The sequence below is a fragment of the Borrelia venezuelensis genome (assembly GCF_023035835.1).
Lineage (GTDB): Bacteria > Spirochaetota > Spirochaetia > Borreliales > Borreliaceae > Borrelia > Borrelia turicatae.
Window position 1 is genome coordinate 1 of record NZ_CP073221.1, and the last position, 20,102, is coordinate 20,102.

The 20,102-nt window shown below is 28.2% G+C and carries 30 protein-coding genes; 5 read left to right on the forward strand and 25 right to left on the reverse strand.

The window, feature by feature from the left end; all coding sequences use genetic code 11:
- The 5 genes from bvRMA01_RS04365 to bvRMA01_RS04385 all read left to right on the forward strand — a co-directional run bounded on the left by bvRMA01_RS04365 (window position 1) and on the right by bvRMA01_RS04385 (window position 3,963).
- Window positions 1–651 carry a plasmid maintenance protein gene (locus tag bvRMA01_RS04365; RefSeq protein WP_247032450.1) on the forward strand — a complete coding sequence of 217 codons (651 nt, stop codon included), beginning with the start codon at window positions 1–3 and terminating at the stop codon, window positions 649–651.
- Window positions 652–680: 29 nt separating this feature from the next.
- On the forward strand, window positions 681–1,247 hold the full coding sequence (locus bvRMA01_RS04370) for a DUF226 domain-containing protein (protein WP_247032451.1): 567 nt from the start codon (window positions 681–683) through the stop codon (window positions 1,245–1,247).
- Window positions 1,223–1,984 (forward strand): ParA family protein, encoded by a 762-nt coding sequence (locus tag bvRMA01_RS04375; RefSeq protein ID WP_247032453.1) that lies wholly within the window; start codon window positions 1,223–1,225, stop codon window positions 1,982–1,984. Before bvRMA01_RS04370 ends, bvRMA01_RS04375 begins: the two co-directional genes overlap by 25 nt.
- 104 nt (window positions 1,985–2,088) lie before the next feature.
- The gene (locus bvRMA01_RS04380) at window positions 2,089–2,631 is read left to right on the forward strand and encodes a chromosome replication/partitioning protein (RefSeq protein WP_247032455.1); all 543 of its coding nucleotides are present in this window, start codon (window positions 2,089–2,091) and stop codon (window positions 2,629–2,631) included.
- Between the two features lie 276 nt (window positions 2,632–2,907).
- Window positions 2,908–3,963 carry an ERF family protein gene (locus bvRMA01_RS04385; RefSeq protein WP_247032457.1) on the forward strand — a complete coding sequence of 352 codons (1,056 nt, stop codon included), beginning with the start codon at window positions 2,908–2,910 and terminating at the stop codon, window positions 3,961–3,963.
- A gap of 19 nt (window positions 3,964–3,982) precedes the next feature.
- Here bvRMA01_RS04385 and bvRMA01_RS04390 read toward each other — a convergent pair whose 3' ends face one another.
- The 25 genes from bvRMA01_RS04390 to bvRMA01_RS04510 all read right to left on the reverse strand — a co-directional run bounded on the left by bvRMA01_RS04390 (window position 3,983) and on the right by bvRMA01_RS04510 (window position 19,921).
- Window positions 3,983–4,333, reverse strand: a complete 351-nt coding sequence (locus bvRMA01_RS04390; protein ID WP_247032459.1) for a BBA14 family lipoprotein — start codon at window positions 4,331–4,333, stop codon at window positions 3,983–3,985.
- Window position 4,334: 1 nt separating this feature from the next.
- Window positions 4,335–4,670 carry a BlyB family putative holin accessory protein gene (locus bvRMA01_RS04395; protein WP_247032460.1) on the reverse strand — a complete coding sequence of 112 codons (336 nt, stop codon included), beginning with the start codon at window positions 4,668–4,670 and terminating at the stop codon, window positions 4,335–4,337.
- Window positions 4,667–4,864, reverse strand: a complete 198-nt coding sequence (locus bvRMA01_RS04400; protein ID WP_247032461.1) for a BlyA family holin — start codon at window positions 4,862–4,864, stop codon at window positions 4,667–4,669. The genes bvRMA01_RS04395 and bvRMA01_RS04400 overlap by 4 nt, the downstream gene beginning before the upstream one ends.
- A gap of 71 nt (window positions 4,865–4,935) precedes the next feature.
- The gene (locus bvRMA01_RS04405; protein WP_247032462.1) at window positions 4,936–5,853 is read right to left on the reverse strand and encodes a DUF685 domain-containing protein; all 918 of its coding nucleotides are present in this window, start codon (window positions 5,851–5,853) and stop codon (window positions 4,936–4,938) included.
- A 17-nt stretch (window positions 5,854–5,870) separates the two neighbouring features.
- Entirely contained in the window at window positions 5,871–6,476 is a 606-nt protein-coding gene (locus bvRMA01_RS04410; RefSeq protein WP_247032463.1) for a DUF735 family protein, read from the reverse strand.
- A 14-nt stretch (window positions 6,477–6,490) separates the two neighbouring features.
- Window positions 6,491–7,372 carry a DUF276 domain-containing protein gene (locus bvRMA01_RS04415; RefSeq protein WP_247032464.1) on the reverse strand — a complete coding sequence of 294 codons (882 nt, stop codon included), beginning with the start codon at window positions 7,370–7,372 and terminating at the stop codon, window positions 6,491–6,493.
- Entirely contained in the window at window positions 7,369–7,701 is a 333-nt protein-coding gene (locus bvRMA01_RS04420) for a hypothetical protein (RefSeq protein ID WP_247032465.1), read from the reverse strand. The genes bvRMA01_RS04415 and bvRMA01_RS04420 overlap by 4 nt, the downstream gene beginning before the upstream one ends.
- A gap of 68 nt (window positions 7,702–7,769) precedes the next feature.
- Complete coding sequence (locus bvRMA01_RS04425) at window positions 7,770–8,294, reverse strand: DUF777 family protein (RefSeq protein WP_247032467.1); 525 nt, start codon at window positions 8,292–8,294, stop codon at window positions 7,770–7,772.
- Window positions 8,295–8,304: 10 nt separating this feature from the next.
- Window positions 8,305–9,237, reverse strand: coding sequence for a DUF693 family protein (locus bvRMA01_RS04430; protein WP_247032469.1), 933 nt, complete (start codon window positions 9,235–9,237; stop codon window positions 8,305–8,307).
- A gap of 4 nt (window positions 9,238–9,241) precedes the next feature.
- Window positions 9,242–9,802 carry a DUF792 family protein gene (locus bvRMA01_RS04435; RefSeq protein ID WP_247032471.1) on the reverse strand — a complete coding sequence of 187 codons (561 nt, stop codon included), beginning with the start codon at window positions 9,800–9,802 and terminating at the stop codon, window positions 9,242–9,244.
- A 13-nt stretch (window positions 9,803–9,815) separates the two neighbouring features.
- On the reverse strand, window positions 9,816–11,066 hold the full coding sequence (locus bvRMA01_RS04440) for a DUF759 family protein (RefSeq protein ID WP_247032473.1): 1,251 nt from the start codon (window positions 11,064–11,066) through the stop codon (window positions 9,816–9,818).
- Window positions 11,067–11,074: 8 nt separating this feature from the next.
- Complete coding sequence (locus bvRMA01_RS04445) at window positions 11,075–11,305, reverse strand: DUF1322 family protein (protein ID WP_247032475.1); 231 nt, start codon at window positions 11,303–11,305, stop codon at window positions 11,075–11,077.
- The gene (locus tag bvRMA01_RS04450; protein ID WP_247032478.1) at window positions 11,295–11,735 is read right to left on the reverse strand and encodes a DUF1473 family protein; all 441 of its coding nucleotides are present in this window, start codon (window positions 11,733–11,735) and stop codon (window positions 11,295–11,297) included. Before bvRMA01_RS04450 ends, bvRMA01_RS04445 begins: the two co-directional genes overlap by 11 nt.
- Before the next feature lie 10 nt (window positions 11,736–11,745).
- Window positions 11,746–12,171: a DUF1463 family protein gene (locus bvRMA01_RS04455; protein ID WP_247032480.1), complete on the reverse strand. Its 426-nt coding sequence runs from the start codon at window positions 12,169–12,171 to the stop codon at window positions 11,746–11,748.
- A 14-nt stretch (window positions 12,172–12,185) separates the two neighbouring features.
- Entirely contained in the window at window positions 12,186–13,304 is a 1,119-nt protein-coding gene (locus bvRMA01_RS04460; RefSeq protein WP_247032482.1) for a DUF787 family protein, read from the reverse strand.
- Window positions 13,305–13,308: 4 nt separating this feature from the next.
- Entirely contained in the window at window positions 13,309–13,854 is a 546-nt protein-coding gene (locus tag bvRMA01_RS04465) for a DUF764 family protein (RefSeq protein ID WP_247032484.1), read from the reverse strand.
- Window positions 13,855–14,223 carry a hypothetical protein gene (locus bvRMA01_RS04470; protein WP_247032486.1) on the reverse strand — a complete coding sequence of 123 codons (369 nt, stop codon included), beginning with the start codon at window positions 14,221–14,223 and terminating at the stop codon, window positions 13,855–13,857.
- Window positions 14,214–14,588 (reverse strand): DUF1506 family protein, encoded by a 375-nt coding sequence (locus tag bvRMA01_RS04475; RefSeq protein ID WP_247032431.1) that lies wholly within the window; start codon window positions 14,586–14,588, stop codon window positions 14,214–14,216. The genes bvRMA01_RS04470 and bvRMA01_RS04475 overlap by 10 nt, the downstream gene beginning before the upstream one ends.
- Window positions 14,588–15,031: a DUF3890 domain-containing protein gene (locus bvRMA01_RS04480; protein ID WP_433996720.1), complete on the reverse strand. Its 444-nt coding sequence runs from the start codon at window positions 15,029–15,031 to the stop codon at window positions 14,588–14,590. The genes bvRMA01_RS04475 and bvRMA01_RS04480 overlap by 1 nt, the downstream gene beginning before the upstream one ends.
- An 11-nt stretch (window positions 15,032–15,042) precedes the next feature.
- A complete protein-coding gene (locus bvRMA01_RS04485) occupies window positions 15,043–16,020 on the reverse strand; it encodes a hypothetical protein (RefSeq protein ID WP_247032433.1) in 978 nt (325 codons plus the stop codon).
- Window positions 16,021–16,047: 27 nt separating this feature from the next.
- Window positions 16,048–16,617 (reverse strand): DUF228 domain-containing protein, encoded by a 570-nt coding sequence (locus bvRMA01_RS04490; protein WP_247032435.1) that lies wholly within the window; start codon window positions 16,615–16,617, stop codon window positions 16,048–16,050.
- Window positions 16,618–16,631: 14 nt separating this feature from the next.
- Window positions 16,632–17,462, reverse strand: coding sequence for a DUF228 domain-containing protein (locus bvRMA01_RS04495; protein ID WP_247032436.1), 831 nt, complete (start codon window positions 17,460–17,462; stop codon window positions 16,632–16,634).
- Between the two features lie 5 nt (window positions 17,463–17,467).
- A complete protein-coding gene (locus bvRMA01_RS04500) occupies window positions 17,468–18,022 on the reverse strand; it encodes a DUF228 domain-containing protein (protein WP_247032437.1) in 555 nt (184 codons plus the stop codon).
- Window positions 18,023–18,034: 12 nt separating this feature from the next.
- The gene (locus bvRMA01_RS04505) at window positions 18,035–18,670 is read right to left on the reverse strand and encodes a DUF1357 family protein (protein WP_247032488.1); all 636 of its coding nucleotides are present in this window, start codon (window positions 18,668–18,670) and stop codon (window positions 18,035–18,037) included.
- A 48-nt stretch (window positions 18,671–18,718) separates the two neighbouring features.
- Complete coding sequence (locus bvRMA01_RS04510; protein WP_247032490.1) at window positions 18,719–19,921, reverse strand: anti-CBASS protein Acb1 family protein; 1,203 nt, start codon at window positions 19,919–19,921, stop codon at window positions 18,719–18,721.
- Between the last annotated feature and the right edge of the window lie 181 nt (window positions 19,922–20,102).

Sequence of the window (20,102 nt, forward strand, 5' to 3'; positions counted from 1 at the left end):
ATGAAAAATACAAATCTTGAGGTAAAATACCATCAAATCCAACCAAAAAAATATCACAATAGATATTACAAAATACTATCAATACTTAGATACTTTCAGAATAAAGCAATTAAGTACAATCAAACATTCATTCTAAATACATTAAACATTTTTCTATCTAAAGATGGTCTTAAACAAATTACACTTAGAACTTTAAGAAAAGATTTGGCATTTCTATGCAATAAAGGCACTATTAAAAAAACTTTATTAAGACTAGGTGAAGGAAACGGAACATACATAAGATATACAATAACTAAATACAGTGTTAATAACTTAAAAAGCCTGCTTAAAGCTCAACAAGAAATCACCGAACATGATGCTAATAAAGTATTCATATTTACAAAAGAAACACAAAAAAAATACTCCAAAAACAGGAGGTTTAAAATTTTTAAATCTAAAAATGCAACTAAAAATGTCAGTCATAATATAACTAATAATAAATATGTAAATAATAAAGAAAATAAAAATGAAATAATAAACAGAACAAATTATCTGATAAAGAATGTGTCCAAATGGAAAACAATGAGATATTTAGACAAAATAGAAGAAAATGCAAACAAAAAAAGATATGAAGATAGCTTAATAAGAACAAAAGAATGGTTAAAATTATAATGACCAATACAAAAGAAATAGGGTAAAGCATGATAAATATACTGAATAAACTAGAAAAGAAAATAAAGAATAAAAACAGTTTAAACAACGTTTTTTCTAAAATAGAAAAAGAAAATACTAGAACAATCTATTATACAAAAGTGTTTAACGATATTCTTACTTTTGGAATTAGTCAAAAAGAAGAAGGTAAATTTTTTATTGCTTTAAGAGGTTTGTTCGACATCGATAAAAAAGGTGTATTCCATTTGTTTAGTGTGAAAGAGCAAGCCGATGATGAATTTCTAGGTATGTATTATGGATTTAAGAGATTAAAAAAGCCAATATTTCTTAAATATAAAGATGATGTTACAGAAATTATTGAAACCTCGCCTATATATAGGCCTTATTATATAGAATTTAGATTTAAGAAAGGCAGTATATTTTGTTATATAAAGGCAATTCATACTTTAAAAAATAAAAAAAAATTCGAGAAAAACTATGCCCAAAATCTATTGGAAAGAATTATTAATTTAGAAAAAGAAGTATATAAATTTTACAATAAAAAGTTACCAAATGGAGGCATCATAACCAGATGGATAAGAAAAAACCAGAAATAATTAGTATTGCAAGTATTAAGGGAGGTGTTGGCAAAAGTGTTTTATCCATTATCTTTAGTTATATCTTAAAAGATATCGGCAAAAAAGTTTTAGTCATAGATTTTGATCCTCAAAATAGTTTGACTAGTTATTTTTTCAAATATGTAAAGAGTTTGAGTAAAAACAATATTTATGCTCTTTTAAAAGAGGATTCAAATTTTAGATTGGACAAATATTTGAGTAGAATAAATGAAAATATATATCTTATACCTTCTCATCCAAATTTACACCTTTTTAACAAGGAAAATATCTCTTATAAAGAACTTTATCTAAAACATAGACTAACAAAAGTCTTACCTTATTATAATTTTGATTATGTAATAATCGATACTCCTCCTAATTTAGATTCACTTTTAGATAATGCTTTAAATATTACGGATAAACTTGTGATACCTATTCAAGTTGAGCGATTTTCAGTTGAAAGTTTGTCTATATTAATGAAATACATCGAAAAAATTTCAATGTATATAGGTAAAGATATTGATATATCTATAGTAGAAAATCAGTTTATGAAAAACAGGAATACTTTTAAGAGTATAGAGCATTCTATTAAAAATAGATATGGTAAATATATTAAGGGAAAAATTCACTTTTATAATAAAATAAAAGTTTTTACAAATAATTTACAGGAACCTAGTTCTAAGGAGGCTTATTATCAAGAGGGGTTAGAGTCTTTAAAGAATATATTAATAATCTAGTTTAACCTTTTGGTTATCTAAATCATAGTTGTTCGCAAGCGAACTTTTTGAGTTTTGTTACTTAACAGACAATTTTTAATTTTTATTCAAAAGGAGGTTTGGGTATGTTAAAAGATGTAATTGTTTTAAATGATAGAGAAGAAGGTTTGATGCCTATTTCAAAAGAAGAAGAATATGAAAATTATAAACATGCTTTAAAGAAGAGCATGGTTAACGATATTGAAAATAAAATTCAAATAATGGAAATATTGTACAATATAAAAAATAAAAAACTTTATCTTATTGATGGGTATGAAAATTTTAATTCCTTTATTAAAGGATTTTTAATCGCTAAAACTCAAGCTTATTTGTATTTAAAAGTATATGAACAGGTTTTACAAGGTAAGTTAAGTATAAAGGAGATTAAAGATAAAGGAATGATAGAAGTTTATAGGAATATAAAGTTAAAAGAAATAAGTGACAAAAAATCAAAACAAAACACAATAAAACCTTTGCGTTTTCAACTCAAGAACCAGGAAAGTTATGATTTTTATAAGAAAAATGCCAAATTTACAGGTTTTGTTTTAGATAATCTTTTTTCAAATGATAAAAAATATTTAGATAAGTTGTTTAAAGAATATTCAGGTTTGTCTTTTAAAAATAAATAATCAATATAGTTTACGACTTGAAAAAATTAGTTAATTATTGTAACATTCTTTTTAGATTATATTTAGTCATTTTAATATGATCCTAATTGGAAATTATGTGACCTTTAATGGGTTTTATTGGTAATTTAATTGATTTCAAATTACCAATAAAACCCATTTTATTAAAGTTTTTTTATCCTTAATTTCAAATTGTTTTACTTTTTTAGATAAAAGTATTTGTTATTTTTAGTTTTTTTGTTATATTATTTTTATAGATAATCAATTAGGAGTTTAAATATGACAAAAAATAAAGTTAAAAATACAAAAACTAAAATGCGTAAAGCAGTTAAAAAACTGGGTAAACGGGCAAGAAAAGTAACAGATATAATAAAATTTGATCAAAGTGCAGTAGTAAATGAAAATCAAGCAAAGATAAACTTTCTAAAGTCTCTTTATGCTCTACGTATGCATTTAAGTGGAGTTGATAAAAATCTTAATGGGTATGGGTATAAGTATCAAGACTTTAATGAGATAATCAGAGAGATTAAGAACGTTATAAGAAATAACAATTTGGATATTGATTTTGTACAATGTCCAACCGTTAAACTTTTGGGAGATGGTAAGATTAATGTCATTACAACTACATTTTATAGTCCAAGCAGTGGGTATTGTGAATCTTTTGATACTCCAATCTATACAGAAGAACTCTCATCAGTATCATCAAAGAATCAAAACACTTTGCCTCAACTTGTAGGCTCAGCAATAACTTATTTTAAACGGTATGCACTTGTTGCTTATCTTTCAATAGAGAGTGAAGTTGATACTGATGCTAATTCTTTAGAACCTGAACAAATAAATAGTGAAGAGCAAGTTAAGAATAATACTTATAAAGATAATAATTTATCTAAGAATATAACAAAAATAAAAGCAGGGAAAAATAATGTAGAGGTTAAAAAGATTGCCCAGAATGAACAGTCAAAATCTAGTGCAAAGACAAATAAATTTAAGTATTATAGAAGTTTACTCATAGCAGCACGTAATATGTACAAGTTTTTACACAATAAACCATTTAACAGTTTAGAAGAAATTAATTCTTATCTTAAATCTATTCAGGTTGGAGATGACTCTCAGTTACTAGAATACTTTAATAAAAATAAAACATTAAAGAGTATCCAGTATTGGTGTAATTTAATTAAAGAATATTTTAGTAAGAGTAGTAGAGATCCAGAAAAATTAGAAAAGTTTGATATATTTTTAGCTTTTGATTTGCATAAGTTTGGTAATAGTCCACTCAAATTATTTGGGTACTTGTCTACTGATAATGAATTTGATTGTTTGTTTAGATCTGCATAAAAAAGCCCCAAATTGGGGCTTATTTTAACTTTGTATATCTTTTATATACATCTTCAGCAATGGGTTTAGTTATACTAATATATTCTTTAAACAAATTGATGTTAAACATTAAATCATCAATTGTACTTTCAAACTTTAGTGTTGATGCATCAAAGTAAGTAAACTTAGGATACTTTGGATCATTAACCTTTTTTTTTGTTCTAGTTAAGAATACTTGTAAGTACATAACATAATCAGATAACTTAGCTTCATATACACTAAGTTCTTTAATAGTCTGTGTTTTAGGAGATATTGGTTCTTCAGTAAGGGACGCAATGGATGTACATGAGAGAATAAGTGTTGAGAGTATTAATTTTATAAATTTGCTCAAATTATGCCTCCTTTAACATTTTGATGTAAGTATTCATTATCTTGTTACGTTTAGCTCTAAGTTGAGATGTGTATTTTGCAAGCTCATCAGAGTCAATAGAATTTTCTATAATTTCAACGTTAATCCTTAGTATCTCCTCAATTTCACAGAGTAGTTTAATAGCTTCCCTTTGCTCCATTTGGTATATGCTAGCCTCATATAGAGCGTAAAAATAATTAACCACTTTAGTGAAAATATTGATGTAAGTAGCAGTATTTTTACCATGATGATTATTTTTAATAATTTCGGTAAAGTTATTTAAAATATCAACACTTAATTTAGCAGTGCTTAATTTCATAAGTCCTCCTCTTTATCTGTGTCTCTTTTGTGTGTTTTGATCTTACTAGCTAAAATAGTGAGTATATCTTTGATTGCTGGCTTGAAAATCAGCCCAAGACTTAAGATAAATGCAGCAATAATAACTAACTTAACTTCATTGATGTTAATTAGTTGAAGTAAAAAATTTAATAAATTATTATCAAGTTCTGTCAACTTTGTCTCTCCTTTAATTTAAATCAGTAGATACAACTATATATCAATATAGCAAAAACAAAAGTAAAAAATTATAGCTTTACAAGTAAAGGAGAGCCACTTACATTCTTTTGCATATACCAACCCTCTAGAATATTGGCCTCAAAACCTGTACCGCCATGTACACTTGAAAGCTTAAATAGAATTCGTTTTGATGAATATCTATATTTTATGCTTACTTCTTTATTAGATTGTGCAGTTGAATTAGATCTTGCAGTAACTTTTACAATTAAATATATGGGAATATTATCATATGAACTGTCTGTTTGTATAATAATTTCTTCATGGTTAGATGTGGATGAGGAGCCAAGTTCAAAAATATAACGTCCATATTTTAAACTAGACATGTAAACAGTGTTTCTATAATACTTGTCACTACTATCATAACTAGTTGCTCTTATTGTAGTAGTATTACTTACACTAAAGCTGTTACTAATACCAGTTAGATATTCTTGTACTGGAATTTTCTTTAAACTAGAGTAGTAAAGTCCTATAAGGTAATGACTTTTGCTTAAATTATCTTCAGGTAAGTTAGATTCAAACTTGTTTGTAACTTTACTTATAATAGTGTCCATAACACTAGATTCATTATTTTTAAGTTTTTCTACAACTTTACTATATGTCTGTGAAATACTACTAGAGTCATCATTTAAAAATTTGATAAGTACTTGACTATAAACTTGGTTTATAAAGTTGGGGTCACCTAGTAACTCATTGGCAATTAGTGTTTTGATAACTTGTTTGAAATCATTTTTTCGATCACCATCATCAATGAATATTTTTGTATGTAAGTCTTTATGGAAGTTATCAAGAGTAATAGCATGACAACTAGAAAACCCATCATCTATGACTAAAAGATTAGTAGGTTCAAGTTTGGTTACTTTATTTAGATTTTTAATCTCAATTGTATCGTCGTGTTTTACAACACTTTCTTGTGCTTGAGTTGACATAAAATCTCCTTAAATTCTTATCCTTTAAATTCTTTTACGAACTTACCCTCATGGTTTTGTATCTTAAGTACCCTTCCAATAGGAATCAGTTTTTTGATAAATGCATAAATTGAATGCTCATATCCTTTAGGAAGCAAGGTCATAGTCCAAGCTTTTTTAACGATTTGACCATTCTCTTTGGTTCTAAATATAATTTTTTTATATGGGATGTCTTTTGGAGTACTACCTACAATAAATACGATAACATTAGTTTTAATATCACTCTTAAGTTTGATATTAATAACACCAGGTTTTAGGGTTGTAGGCATGATATCGACATTAAGAAAAGCCTTAAATAGTTTTATAAATGATTCATGGGTTCCAATATGACGCAGAGCAAACAGCACACTATCAATATTTTTAGCAAGTGTGTCAAGTGTTTGGTTTGTTGAGTAAATAATTTGTAGTATATCAGATAACCAAAATGCTATGAATCTTGAATTTAAATGTTCGCTAGCATTAATATCTTCAAAATTAGCAATAAGATCTTTAATTTCTTTGATGATTTTATTTATAAGTACCAGTTCAGTATTTATTATTTTTTCAACTTGAGTGTCTTTAAGAAATGTAGGTATATTTACCATAATCTATCCTTATTTTATGAAGAGATATCAATTAGCAAGCGATCAGGATTAAAATTTAGATCAAGAATTTCATTTGCTTGAATTTGAATATTCTCATTTTGCTTAAACTCGCTTGTATTAATATCAGTAATTTTTGTGTTCAGGTTATCTTTGATGGCAATGGAGATATCAATGCAATGAATACCTTTAATTTCATTAACCGGAGCGAAGAAATCTTGATATTCAAAACTGATTCCCATATCTGTGTAGTTATTATTTTTAATTCGAGTATAAATTTCTCTAATTTTAAAGTCAATGTTCAAGTATATATGATTTTCAAGATTGACTTTGTATTTACTCTTAAGATATGCGTACTTTCGTTTGCCAATTGATACTTTGTAATCAATTTTTTGGTTTTGGCTATTAATTCCATCTATTAGAATATCACCTTCAAAAACAGTACCAACAGGACATGTAAGATAAAGTGTTTCCCAAATTAATGCTTTAAGATTAGAGTTTGTAATTTGACTCTTATCTTCATTCATCATTGAGTCATCTAATATTAGGTAAATACTAGCCTTGCCAGCTGTACTTTTAATATTGACATTTCTAATTCCATTAAGATTTAGTAATGCGCTCTTTATAGCATCATATGTAGTACTTTTAATGCTTATATATTTTTGTATCTCTCTCCAATAAGGAGAATCTGGTTTAAGAAGAGAAAATAATTTATTAACCTCACCTATTAGTTCATATTCTTTTATTGCAAGTGAGCTTGCAATGATATTGTAAATTGATGTAGGGTCATTATTAATTACAATTCCATACATGTCTTTTAAATATTCACGTTTGGTATTAATTATTTGTTGTATATCCTGTTTTAAAGTTCCAAAGTCAGGATCAAAAGCAATACTCATATGCAAATCTCCGTTTCGAGTAAATCACCAGGAAAATAAAAAGTAATTTGTAGTAGTTTTGAGTTTATAGTAGTTTTTATTCCAACAAGATCAATTTTAAGTTCTTGGGCAACAGAATAAAAATAATATTTAATTTGTTCTAGAGTGCCAAGCTTACATAATTTAAGGATATGTGTATAATCAAGTTCCCATGTTGAACTTGAAACAAGACTTCCTTTATGTGTATTTAAGAAGATAAATAACCTTTGTTTTTGCTCTTCTATACCATCAGCAATCCGGAAGTCTGAGTTAAATACTAAATTAAACTGCAAATCAATCTTTAAATCCATAATAACCTATTTAAATCAATCTCTAACCTTTAACTTAAAGGGAAATATAGAACAGTTTTAGCAAAAAACTAATTAAATAAATTATTGATTTTGTTACTAATTCTTGATGTATAGTAAGACAGAGAAGAATAATCAATGCTTGAATTTCCTATAACTTTTAAATTGTTAAATGCACTTACTACCTCCTCTAAAATGTCTTTAAGACTAGTTATTTCATTACGTATATCTAATTTACTTTTAGCATATATTTTAAGATACTTAAGGTCAATTGCACTTAGTATATAAAAATGATGCTTATCAAAATAGATATTATCATTTGTATTGAATAAATTAATACTTGATTGAAGAAGTACTACTCTGTCATCTTTGTGAAGATTAAGATTAATATTTGATATGTTACGAGTGTTAATCTTAAGTCCTTTATATTCTTCAATTTCTACAACACCTTCTTGAGTATCGCTGTTAAAAGACTGTACAATTCCTATTTTTGATATGCATATATTGTTAGCTATCCATCCTTTGATCTCTTCTTGAGTTAAAGCAGAACCAGACAAGCTCTGATTCATTCTATAAATTTCATAATTAAGGTTCATATTCTCTCCTTTATTTTATTTTTAGGTGATTAATGTCATCGTAAAGCTTAAGCATTAATGAACATTCACCCGTATTGCTAAGTGAAGCATTAGTCTCACAAATAGTGCTCTTTATTATATTCCCTAAAGAATCTCTAAATGATACCTTATCCCCAACTTTTAATTTGTGAGTATAAGTAAGCTTTGCTCTCCAATATATAAGTCTTATATTAAGAGTAGAGCCTATAGTAATTTCTTGCTTTGGGATAAATTCAAGACCATAATCTTCAAGTGACTCATAATGAGCATCAGGGGTGGTTAATTGATGGTTTGTAAATATAAAATTACATTCAACTAAATCAACCCCATTACCAACATCAGCAATAGTATTTTGTATGTATTTTTTAGATAATTTTTCTATAAATTCTTTTGGAGTTCTAGCATAAAGATGCTCTTTAATTACTTTAAGTCTGTCATTGCTGCTCATGTTGATAATATTTCTGCCTTTAAAAGCTGATTTTATAGCTTCTTCTACTGTCATTCCTTTAAATTGTTTTGTTTCAAGTTCACGATTAAAGAAATTACTCTTTGATGCTAAATGAAGTTCTAGCTCTATGCTAAAATCACCACTTGGATAATCAGTACTCATTGGAACACCAAGATATCCTGCCATAATAAATGTGAATAAGTCTTCATGATCAAATTTTTTGTAATATATCTTTACAATATCTCCTTCATGTATATGATTGTTAAAATCAAGATGTAAATTCCAAAGAACAAGTTTGGCTTGTTTTGCCCTTACAAAATTGTAACTTGAATAAATATTAGATATAAAGATATCAACATAAATGCCATGTTGAGTATTTATAATTATTTTAGGAGAGTGTTCTGGTATTGCATCACCAGTAATGTTTTTAGTAGCAGAATAAAATTCAATCTTAAAATCATATTTAAGTAATATCACAAGCTTATCCTTTGTATTTCTCTAGATAAAAGGTTGTAATTACTTCCATATTAAGACTAAGTTCAACTTCATCTAGAAAGGGAACATCCCTAAATGTTAGGGAAGTAATTACAACTAAATCTTTAATGCCAAAAGTTGGGCTGTAAGCAGTAAAGGGGACTTGTGCTTGAAGTCTGCCAGCCAGTTGTTCTTTAACTAAATTGCTATCAAATTCAAGTAATGAGTTACCAAAAGGGGTTAGTTTGAGGGGAGCTAACATGTTCTTATAAAGACTTGTTAATATACCGCCATTTAAAGCAATAACTTCTCCTGTAAGTACGGGGTTATAACTTACATATTCAGCTTTTCTAGAGTAATAATTAATTACAGGACGTTTGGAACATGTAGTATTATAAGTTCTAGTGATAAGTTCTAATTTAGGTTTGATAAAAAATAATTGTGGAAGGTACCCAAGTCCTTTAAGATCAGGTCTTGGGAAGAGAACAATAAAATTATCTGTGCTAAATAAAGCAAATATTTGAGTTACAGTGTCTTTAATGATTTGAAATATTTCCATTGCTTGCATAAATATCTCCTTTTTAAGTACCACTGGGAGGAGTAGTAATAGATTTATCATCAACAGTTTCAGTTTTACTTGTCTTTTTTGTAGAATCTGTTCCATACCACCAATCTCTAAGTCCTTGTACTATACTTGAAGTTAATTTAGAAAAATCAAAAATACTTTTAAATCCGTTTATTATAGGATCAACAATGTCTTTGTGAAAGTTAAATTCATTGATTTTTTTGAGTGCTTTAGCAGAAAAATCCATTAAAGGTGTTAATGTGGAAGCTGTTAATTTTTTTAACTCTTCATCTATCTTATCCATACTACTTGTTGCAGAGTCATAAGAGCTTGTAGTATTTGTAAGATTTAATGAAGTAAAATCAGTTAGTATTTCATCAAGTTTTGTTATTCTTGAACCCATATCGTGAAAAGTGTCCTGTTGCCATTTACTCTCAGCATGTTCAAGATACTTGTTTTCAAATTTATCAAATTGACTCATTAAATTAAAGATTGAACCACCCTCACCGCGAAGTAAGTCAACAACTGAAGAGATAGCATCATCACTTGACATAACACCACTAGCTTTAAGTTTAGCTGCAAGTTCTACTGCTTTTGTTAGGTTAGTTTCATGTTCAAGACCAGCATTCTTAAGAGTACTTTTAATTACAGCGGCTTTATTTAAGAATTCTTCCCTTTCTGTTCCTCTCTCAAATGTTTTAATTCTTGATATAGTACTTAGTAGCTTGCCTTTTTCAGTTGAGTTAAATATTCTAGAGTTTAGAGTACCAATTCTCTTTTGTTCTGCAGCATCTTTTACTGATGCTTTAGCAAATGCAAACATACTAGAGGAAGCACCTTTAATGGAACTGGCTATTACATTACCAATTGCACTTCCTATTACGATTTTAGAGGTAAGGTTATTTTTTTTAATTAAATTTTGTTGCATTTTAGAGTTTTCTTTAAGTGATTTAAATTCTAAATTACGTAAGTCTTTATCAGACATAGTAGAGCGTTTAAAAGCTTCACGTCTAGCTTTCTTAAATGTGTGTCCAAGCTTCATTAGCTTTTTAGTCTCAGTAAGTCTAAATTTCTCTACTCGCTCTCTTAACCTTTCATGTTTATTTTGTTTTGCAAGTTCACGTTTTGTCTCTTTTAAATTAACTTTAAGAGAAGGAAGTGTGGGTTTTAATTTCTCTTCTAATTTTGATATATCTTTTTCTAATGTTTTTTTCGTTGATGCATGATCGAGTATACCTTTAAATTTGATGGTAAATTTATTATCCATAATTATCCTTATTTAGATAAAATCAGTTCAAGTATTTCCATCTCTAACTTTGCTTCAGCAATATTGCTTACTTCAATAAATTCATCATATGTCATACGTTTAATTTCTCTGTAAGAACAAATACCAGTAATTACTGGTAGCCAGTATTTATTTCTTTTTATCTCTTCAAGTAAAGTAAAATAACGAGTACGAGTAGCATTCATACTCTCAATAAATTTATCTACTTCTCTATGTTTCATTATTAATCTTTGATTTGAGTTTTGAAATTACAAATTCATAATTAAATTCATCAGTAATATAGTCAAACGAAACAAAATCACCAACATTATTCTCATATTCTTTAAGAAAAAGCAGAGCAGGTTTTTTAAATTCAAAGTCTAAATGAAATGTATTAAATTCTATCGCATAAATAATAGCAACCAGATAATCTTTATAATAACTTATATATTCTCTGTTATAGTCTAGTATCACGTAAAATTCATCTAAAAACCCTGGTTTTATCATTAAATTAGTTATTTCTTTTAAATACTTAACATCATTAAGTTTATTTATAGCTTGTTCTTGATTAAATCCTAATATCAAATCCCACTTATAAACAGGTAATACTTTTATTTGGTATTCATAAGTTTTATCTTTAGTTAAAATGTTCATTTTATATCTTTTAATCATTGTTTATCCTTTAATTTTTAGGTGTTAATTTTTGACAATTGATAGCTCTAATTTCAAATGTAACTTTTTCGGCTTCTGCTGAGTAACTTCTTGATGGTTCTTCAGTAAATACAGCCGAGTTACTTATTATTTTTGTTGCTATTCTATCATTAAATACTAAATCCATCATTTTATCTTCTTTACTTACATTCATATTGTAGAATTGCTCATCAGAGAGTTGAGTTAGTAATATGTAATCATGACTGCCAAGTGTTACTTCAATACTAAATATATAAGTAATAGTTTTGGGATCTCGAAGACTAATTACTGGCATTCCTCTATCTTCATTGCTAATTACTGCTCTTGTTGATGGTTCACTTGTAAGTTCTAATTTACCGCTATTAATTTGCTTGCCTGCAATAGAGAGATAAACTTCCTTTAAATCATATAATCCCATATCTCCTCTCCTCCTTAATTTTCCAGTTTATTTAGGTAATCACTTATATCATTGGTTGTAATAACGAAAGATACCGAGTTTATGCTATAGTTATAAGTAATCTCTACAGTTAGTTCTAATTTTAGTTGTGGTGATGGTGAGAGTATAATATTTAAGTTTGAGTAGCTTACAATAAGTCCTCTCTCTATATATCTTTTTAGTAAGCATTCAATTGCTGATGTATATGCATTATCTCTTGCACCAGATAATTGCATGCTAGATAATTTACTATTTTGTCTATTATTAATATTCCAAATTCTAATAAGTTCAATTATTGCTTCTTGTTTTATATAATGATAAGTAAATAACTGGTCAATAGGATTTCCTGCAAGATCAGTGCCCTCTTTAAAAGCTGATACTCTGTCAAGACCTGTTTCATTAAGATAAGAATAGAAATTAATATTTGCACCTCTAAGTTTAGTTATTACTTCATCATCAACAAGTGGTCTTACGGGAAGATTTATGCCGTATGGATTTACACTATGAAACATTGCAGCTTCATATAAATACCTACTTATAAATTTAAGATGTAAATTATCACGTCTATTACTATATATAGCAATATTATTTGTTTTCTCTGTAGTGCCTGGATCTTTAAATATTTCTTTTATTTCAGATTCTTTAGTAGAGAAAATAAAGAGAGTATCAGGTATCTTGAATTTAGAATAATCATCTTTGTAGAGAGTAAACCCATCATCGCCATTATTATCTTTATTATAAGTATTAATGAGAACAATAAATGAGTGTCTGTGAGTTTTAAGATAAGTTTTAATAGTCTCAGGTTTATCTTTGTAAATAAAGAGTACAACTGCTTTTAATGAACCATTAGGAGAGTTAAAGAAATCAGACATTGCATTCTTTAACATCTCCTTCTCTTTAGTAAAATCATCCTCTCCATTTCCATTTTCTTTCTCTAATGCTTCTATTTGCTTTTCATAATTATTTATAGTAAGACTTAAAGCCTTAAAATCAGCTTGGTCTTTTTTAACTTTGATTTTTAATGTTTTGTAAACTAGTAACGGAGAATAATAGTTTATTTGAGATAGATGTACTTTATTATTAATTAAATTTACGCTAATTGTATTTTGTGGCAAAGTCTTACTCCTTCCTTTCTGATATTTGAATTCCTGCTTTAAAACTAGCTGATGCGCTATAAGCTGAGTTACTATGTTTTGTTTTCAAAGTAATAAGCCCCGCATTTTGCATGTTAGATGTTGGACGTATATAAATACGAAGATGTTTAGTGTAACTAAACTCATGAGCGTCTTTAAGTGTGTATTTATTTACTCTGTTATGTAAAAATTCGCGAAAAAGACTATATAGAATCAGCATTCTATTGTAAGCATCCGGGTCATTTGAATTTAAAACTAGTGAGATAATAAATATTTGGAAGTTAATATAAAATTCACAAATATTATCATAAAAAGTACCACAATGAGAGTTGTGCTTAAAGAGTCCATCTTCAGATACAAATTTAAATGCAATAATATTAGATTCTTGAGTATTAATATTTTGTATCAGATAAGGATGATTGTATGTATTAATTACGTCTAATGATATCTCACCTTTATCATAAGCATATTCTTTAAAACTCTCTAATATTTTAATTATGTGCATAAGTATAACCTCTAACTCAATTAGCACTTAAGTCACCTTATAACTAATCTCATTTAGCATTTGTGAAGTATCAACAAGAGGAATTTCTGGATTTATACTACCCTTTTTTCGTTTTTGCTTAATTGTATTTGGACTAAGTTCAGGATTGATTTTTCCTGAGAGTACATAATTTTGATAATAAGTTATAAATGCATCTCCAATGGCACTCATTCCAGATCTGGGATCACGAGCAAATTCATTTTTTATATAATCATTACTGATATATTCTCTAAACTTAGAACTAGCAGCTACTTCACTTAAATGTTTACGTACTGGTAAATTATTAGCGCCAATCTCATGCATGCGTGCAACATTAGCTCTGCCCCCAAACCAACCAACCTCTAACTCTATTTCCATACAATATCCTTTAAAATTAATGTTTGGTAACCAATAGAAGAGTCAATGCTTACTATTTCGTAATAATTATCTTTTGATGAAATTCTATCTTGAAGATTGAAGATAGTATCATCACTTGTATAAAGTTTAGAGAGTCCTTGTAAATCAAATAGATTTGAATCATAAATCATCTTTAATTCTTGGGGATTTATATCTATGATAATTCCAATAAATTCTAAGTAGTCTGCTTTATTAAATACCCTCTGATAAGAATTATCATCAAGTGTAATAGTTTCAAATTTATATAAACGTAAAGGATCAGGCTCTTTGTATGTAGATATCATACGTTGTGACATTTGTGCTAACCTATTCTTAACATTATTCATTACACAACTCCTATAAAGGAAGGAGAAGTAGTCTCTCTTTTGAGTTTGTCTAGAAATGCATCAAATCTTAAACAGAAGTTCTTATTACAACTATCAGATTGACTCTCATCACTAGATATTTGATGATAGTCAATTTCAAGTTCATTAAATTTTTCCCTTTTTATTCTCTCAAATTCAAATTCACGTACAATCCCCTTTTTCCTCAGTTCACATCCAATATGATAGTAAGTAAGCAAGAAGATCTGATTATAAGTAAGCATACTTAACTCAATTCCATTAGCTAATAAGATAGACTCTAACAGATTAATTTGCATCATAAAGCTTTGAATAGAAAATTCTTCTATACTTATTCCCAAAAGGGAAATAATATTAGAGTGAAGCCTGCTTATAAATAATTCTTCTTGTCTTTCTAGATCTTGTTGAGTCGTTGTCTGTTGCATTATCCAAATAATCCTTAAGATTGCTTAATATCAACTCTTAAAATTGTTTTCTCTGTTGCTAAGAGTCCACCAAGAACAAAATCAAGATATGAATGTGCAATATCAGTTGAGTCACGATCCACTTGTTCATTTAGCATTGGTAGCATATATTTACTTGGTTTAAATTTAATTAGTTCTGCATTTAATGGATAAATTAGTATTTGATTTTGAAGTAGATTACTTGTCTGAATATGAACTTCTTGACGATTGTTTATAGCCTTTATTGTCTTAATAAGGAAGCCCTCCCAAGAGTCGTTTGATGAATAAATATTAGATGATGAGGACGCATTTGGTATTGCATATGGTTTTACAAGTTTTAAGCTTGTTAGTGGATCAACTAATACCATCATAGGAGTAGAAAATTCATCTCCTAGCTCTAATTTTGCAAGTCCAGTTTCTATCTTTTCAAATATCTTATCCATCTTATCTTTATTTGATGAATCAACTTCTTCTTTAACCTGTTCTGGCATATTAAGTAGTCCATACATATTAGGAAGCATTCGTTTTTGGTTCTTTCCATCTCTCTGGATTGATACAGCACCTGTTAGCACAAAATGATTTATTAGTTTTATTATCTCGTTAGTTGCAAGTTTATATGCCTCCCCAAATGGAAGTAAATTATTATTTATATCACCAGCATAATCATTATCTTTATAAAACTTTTCAGAAGTCTGTTTTAAATGTCTAAATTTATATTGTAATTTTAAATAATTAAGTCTTACTGACTCTGAACGAAACCCAATGGTTGCAATAGTATTAACTTCATTTACTAATGTTGTGGGATTAGCATTAAGAAATGCATCCCATTTAATTGTTTTTAAATACCCTGTTTTTAAATCAACATCTTCAATTTGCTCTTTTGAAAACCAATTGTAAAATACTGGTAATTTTATCTCCGGAAATATACTTGCTATTTCTTTAGCATAATAATTTTGGTCATATAATTCTGACATCTTTAATCTCCTTTAACTTAATTAAGTTTATCTAGATTTATTACCATAAATAGCTACACTTACTATACAAATTTTGTTTGTAGTACCATCAAGTGAAATTGCATCTGATAAGGCATATGCATTAATTTTGCCATTACTTGAAGTGTCCTTTTCAAGCTCCCCATTTGTATCAAATTTAACCTTATCTTTTCTCTTTATACCACTACTTTGTTTTGCTACCAAATAACCAGTAAAATTATTTGTAATAGGTATTACTGTTGCTGTACCAGTAAACTCATCTATATCACTACATATTCCATATAGATCATTCTCACCACCAACTTCTACATGTGGCTCGTAATGTGGTTTATTATTCTCTACTTGATTTACGACAAGTTTTACACCACGTTTATATGGATATCCCTTAAAATAATAATTTTCCAACTTATCATACCGACTAGTTACAGTCCCACCTTGATTTTGTAAATGCTGGTTTTTATCTTTAAAATCAATGTTTTTACTAAAAACTCCTACATCACTAATAGGATTTTTCATTTGTTTTTTTATCTCTTTTGCTTTACTTTGATATTCAGTTATTAACTGAGTTACGCTTGACATTTAAACTCCTTCCTTTAACCAATAGCTTTGTTACCATAAAGAGCTATTTTAACTAAATTTAATTGATATTCACTACTATTTTTTTTACTCTCATCATTAGTAAGTTGTATTGTAAATTTATTTGATAATGCAACAGCATTAATTTTGACTGATGAGGAACTAGATGTTTTAAAAGCTTCTCCACTTGAATTAAAATCTAATTTATCACCTATTTGAAAACTAGCAGAACTTTGGGCAACTACATATCCTTCAAAATTGTTTGTAATAGGAATTACCGTTGCCACATTAGTATACTCATCAATATCAACACATATTCCATACATGTCAGAACTACTTGATACCTCAACTTGAACTTCGTCATTTTTGTTAGTGTCTGTTTCTACTTTTAGCTTTACTGCACGCTTATATGGAAATCCTATAGCTGGGTATTCTTCTAATTTGTCTTTACTACTTGAAAGAGATTGTGAAATTGCATCTACTCTTATGTTTTTATCTTGAAAAGTAGTTGGTGCTCTAAACACAGAAGCTTCAGAATCATAACTTTTAGAGTATTTCCTTAATTTTAAGATAATCTCTTTAAGTGATTTACCTTCAGTAGTCTCAAGAACCGCAGCATGTCTTTTGCCTCGTCTTTTTGACTTTGTAGAATCATCTTGTAATTGGGATTCTCGTAATAGATTTTTAAAAAGTTCTTGATCTTCTGTATCATCACTTATGCCAAAATCAATATCACTCATTTGAAGATCAGTATCATCAATTTGAATGTCATGACCATTCTTTAGTTCTTCACTAAGAGGATTGCTATCAATATTAAGATCAGACTCTGATTTTGCTTTAATAGTCACTATTATTAACTACCTCTATTTCCACATACGCTTACTAATGCCATATATAAGTTAGTATTAACTTGAAATGCCTTTGATAAGGCTATTCCATTAACACCACCTGAACTGGAATTATTCTCAACTTCACCATCCGTGTTAATTTTAATTTTACCCCCAGGAGTAACTGAACTTTGACTACTCTGTTTTACTACTAAATATCCAGTAAAATTATTTGTTATTGGAAGAACAGTTGCTATGCCAGTAAATTCATCTATATCTATGCATATACCATAAAGGTCAGTACCACCCCCAGCCTCAACACAAGGTTCACTATTATCACTTGCTTCGTAAGATAATTTAACACCACGTTTGTATGGATACCCTTTAACAGGATAATTTTCTAACTTGTCAACTCTTGAAGTTACAGTCCCACCAGAATTAGCAAAAGTTAGATTCTTATCTCTAAAATCTACAGAATTGCTAAAAAGACCAGCATCTCTTTGAGGATTCTTCATTAACGCTTGTATTTCTTTTACTTTCTTATCATACTCTTGTTTAAGTTGGGTAATATTAGTTGACATGCATATCTCTCCTTAAGCTGTTTTTTTCTCTTTAAAATTATAAAATTGCTCTCTTCTATCTTTATAAGCATTTGCAACAGAAATATTAAATTCTTCAAAGTTAACGGGAGAAAATCCTGAATCTAATAATGATATTCTATCCTCAAACTTAGACATAATATCAGCACGCTTAGAATCAATATTACTTACATAACGTTTTCTCATACTTATATTTACTTTTGCTAAAGATACAAGTTGCTCTAATATCTCTCCATCTAAATGTTCAAAATTATCTAGCTTTGAAATAGCTTTTATTTGTTCTTTAGGGACGAATTTCCTTACTAACTCTCTTCTTTGTGCTTGCATAATTTCTTTTAGTGAGTAGCCCTTAGAAAGAAGAGTATCTTTATCAAAATGCTTACTTAAATGTGCTTTGGCTAATTGATTAATCTCATTTATCTTTTCTGCTTCAAGTAGTAATTGCTTCTCTACACGTTCTCTCTCTTCAGCAATTGCAAGCTCACGTGCAACTCTATCATTTATACTTTCATTTATATTTAATTTATTTCCCTTTTCCTCTTCTTTTTCTTTAAGTCGCATATATTCTTCAAATTCTTCTTGACTTATACGTTTAAACTTTTCAGAAGAGTTATCATCATTAGGTTGCATTACTACTTCTGGTATATTTAAATCAAGCTCTTTTTCCATTAATACTCCTTAAATTGAAAATAATTTTTCTTTTAGCTTTGATATCTCATCTTTGCTTAAAACTTTTTTACTTATAAGTTCACTGTATTTACCAAAAAATTCAAGTAATTTTAGATCTCTCTCTACTTTCTCTTCTTCATTAAGTACAACAAGAGAATTAAATTTCATCTCTAAACCAAAATACCTAGATAGCTTAATATTGACAGCAATCTCTACTGCTTCTTGTATTCCTTTAAGAAAATCATAATAATTAGATCTGTCTCCCTTGCCATCATTTCCCAAACCTTTAGTCTGTTCATTAAAACTTCTAGTTAATGGCTCCTTTGTATCTGCTCCTATCTTAGCTTTTACTAATGCCAATGCCTCTTTTAAATAAGACAAATCATATTTAATTACTTCTAATGTTGCATTTGACGTTGCAGTGTAAAACATTCCTTCATTATTTAAACTTGACTTTAATCTCTCTATTTCTCTTGAGAGACTATCATTAACACTCTTAAGATCGGATATGCTGTTATTATCCTGTCTTTGTCTTTGAAAAAGATAAGAAAATAAGCCTTTATTACTCTTATGTGTTAAGCTATTTAATGATGCAGTTGCACTTGATAATGCATCTTGAAGACCAAATAATGCTTCATCTTTATAAAAAAGAAAATTATGCGTCTCTATTCTCTTCTCTATCTCCAGATAAATCTTCTCAAGTAAATAAACATTAAGTAAAAAACTTTCGCTATAGCATGGTGTATAACGTTTTAAGACATAATCATAATTATCAAAAATTATTACTCTGCTTTTATGTATCTTAACTAAAGAATAAGAAGTATTTCCTTCTTTTACTGTGTAAGTAATATGCTGGTCATAAATGCCTAAATCCTTAATTAAATCAAAATCTAGATATTTAAAACCAATGGGCAATTCAGAATTTACTTCTTCTTCTAACTCTGTCAGTTCATCACGAGTATTAACTAAAATATATCCAGCACCATTAAATCTATAACTAATTATAAGACTAAGAAGTGCATCTTTAAGCTCTCGTTTAAGTCTTGCTATCTCAGATTCACTAATATTATCTAAACTTTCAAGATAAATACCATTCTTAAGTGTATCCTCAACAGCATTCTCTATATAGTTCCTAAAAAAAAGCGAATATTTATATAATTCTAAAGGACAGATCTTATTTGATCGTTTCTTTATTTCATCAAAATAATACAAATTTATTCCTTTAATTTCAGTTTGCCTATAGATTGTAGCAAAAATAATAGTTTTTGTCAAAATAAAATAAACAAAAAACAAATACAGATATAAAAAGTAAATATCAATGATGTCTATATTTTTTGCATTTCTGTTATTGTAGAGTTAAACATGGAAACATTTACTAATGATATTAAACATA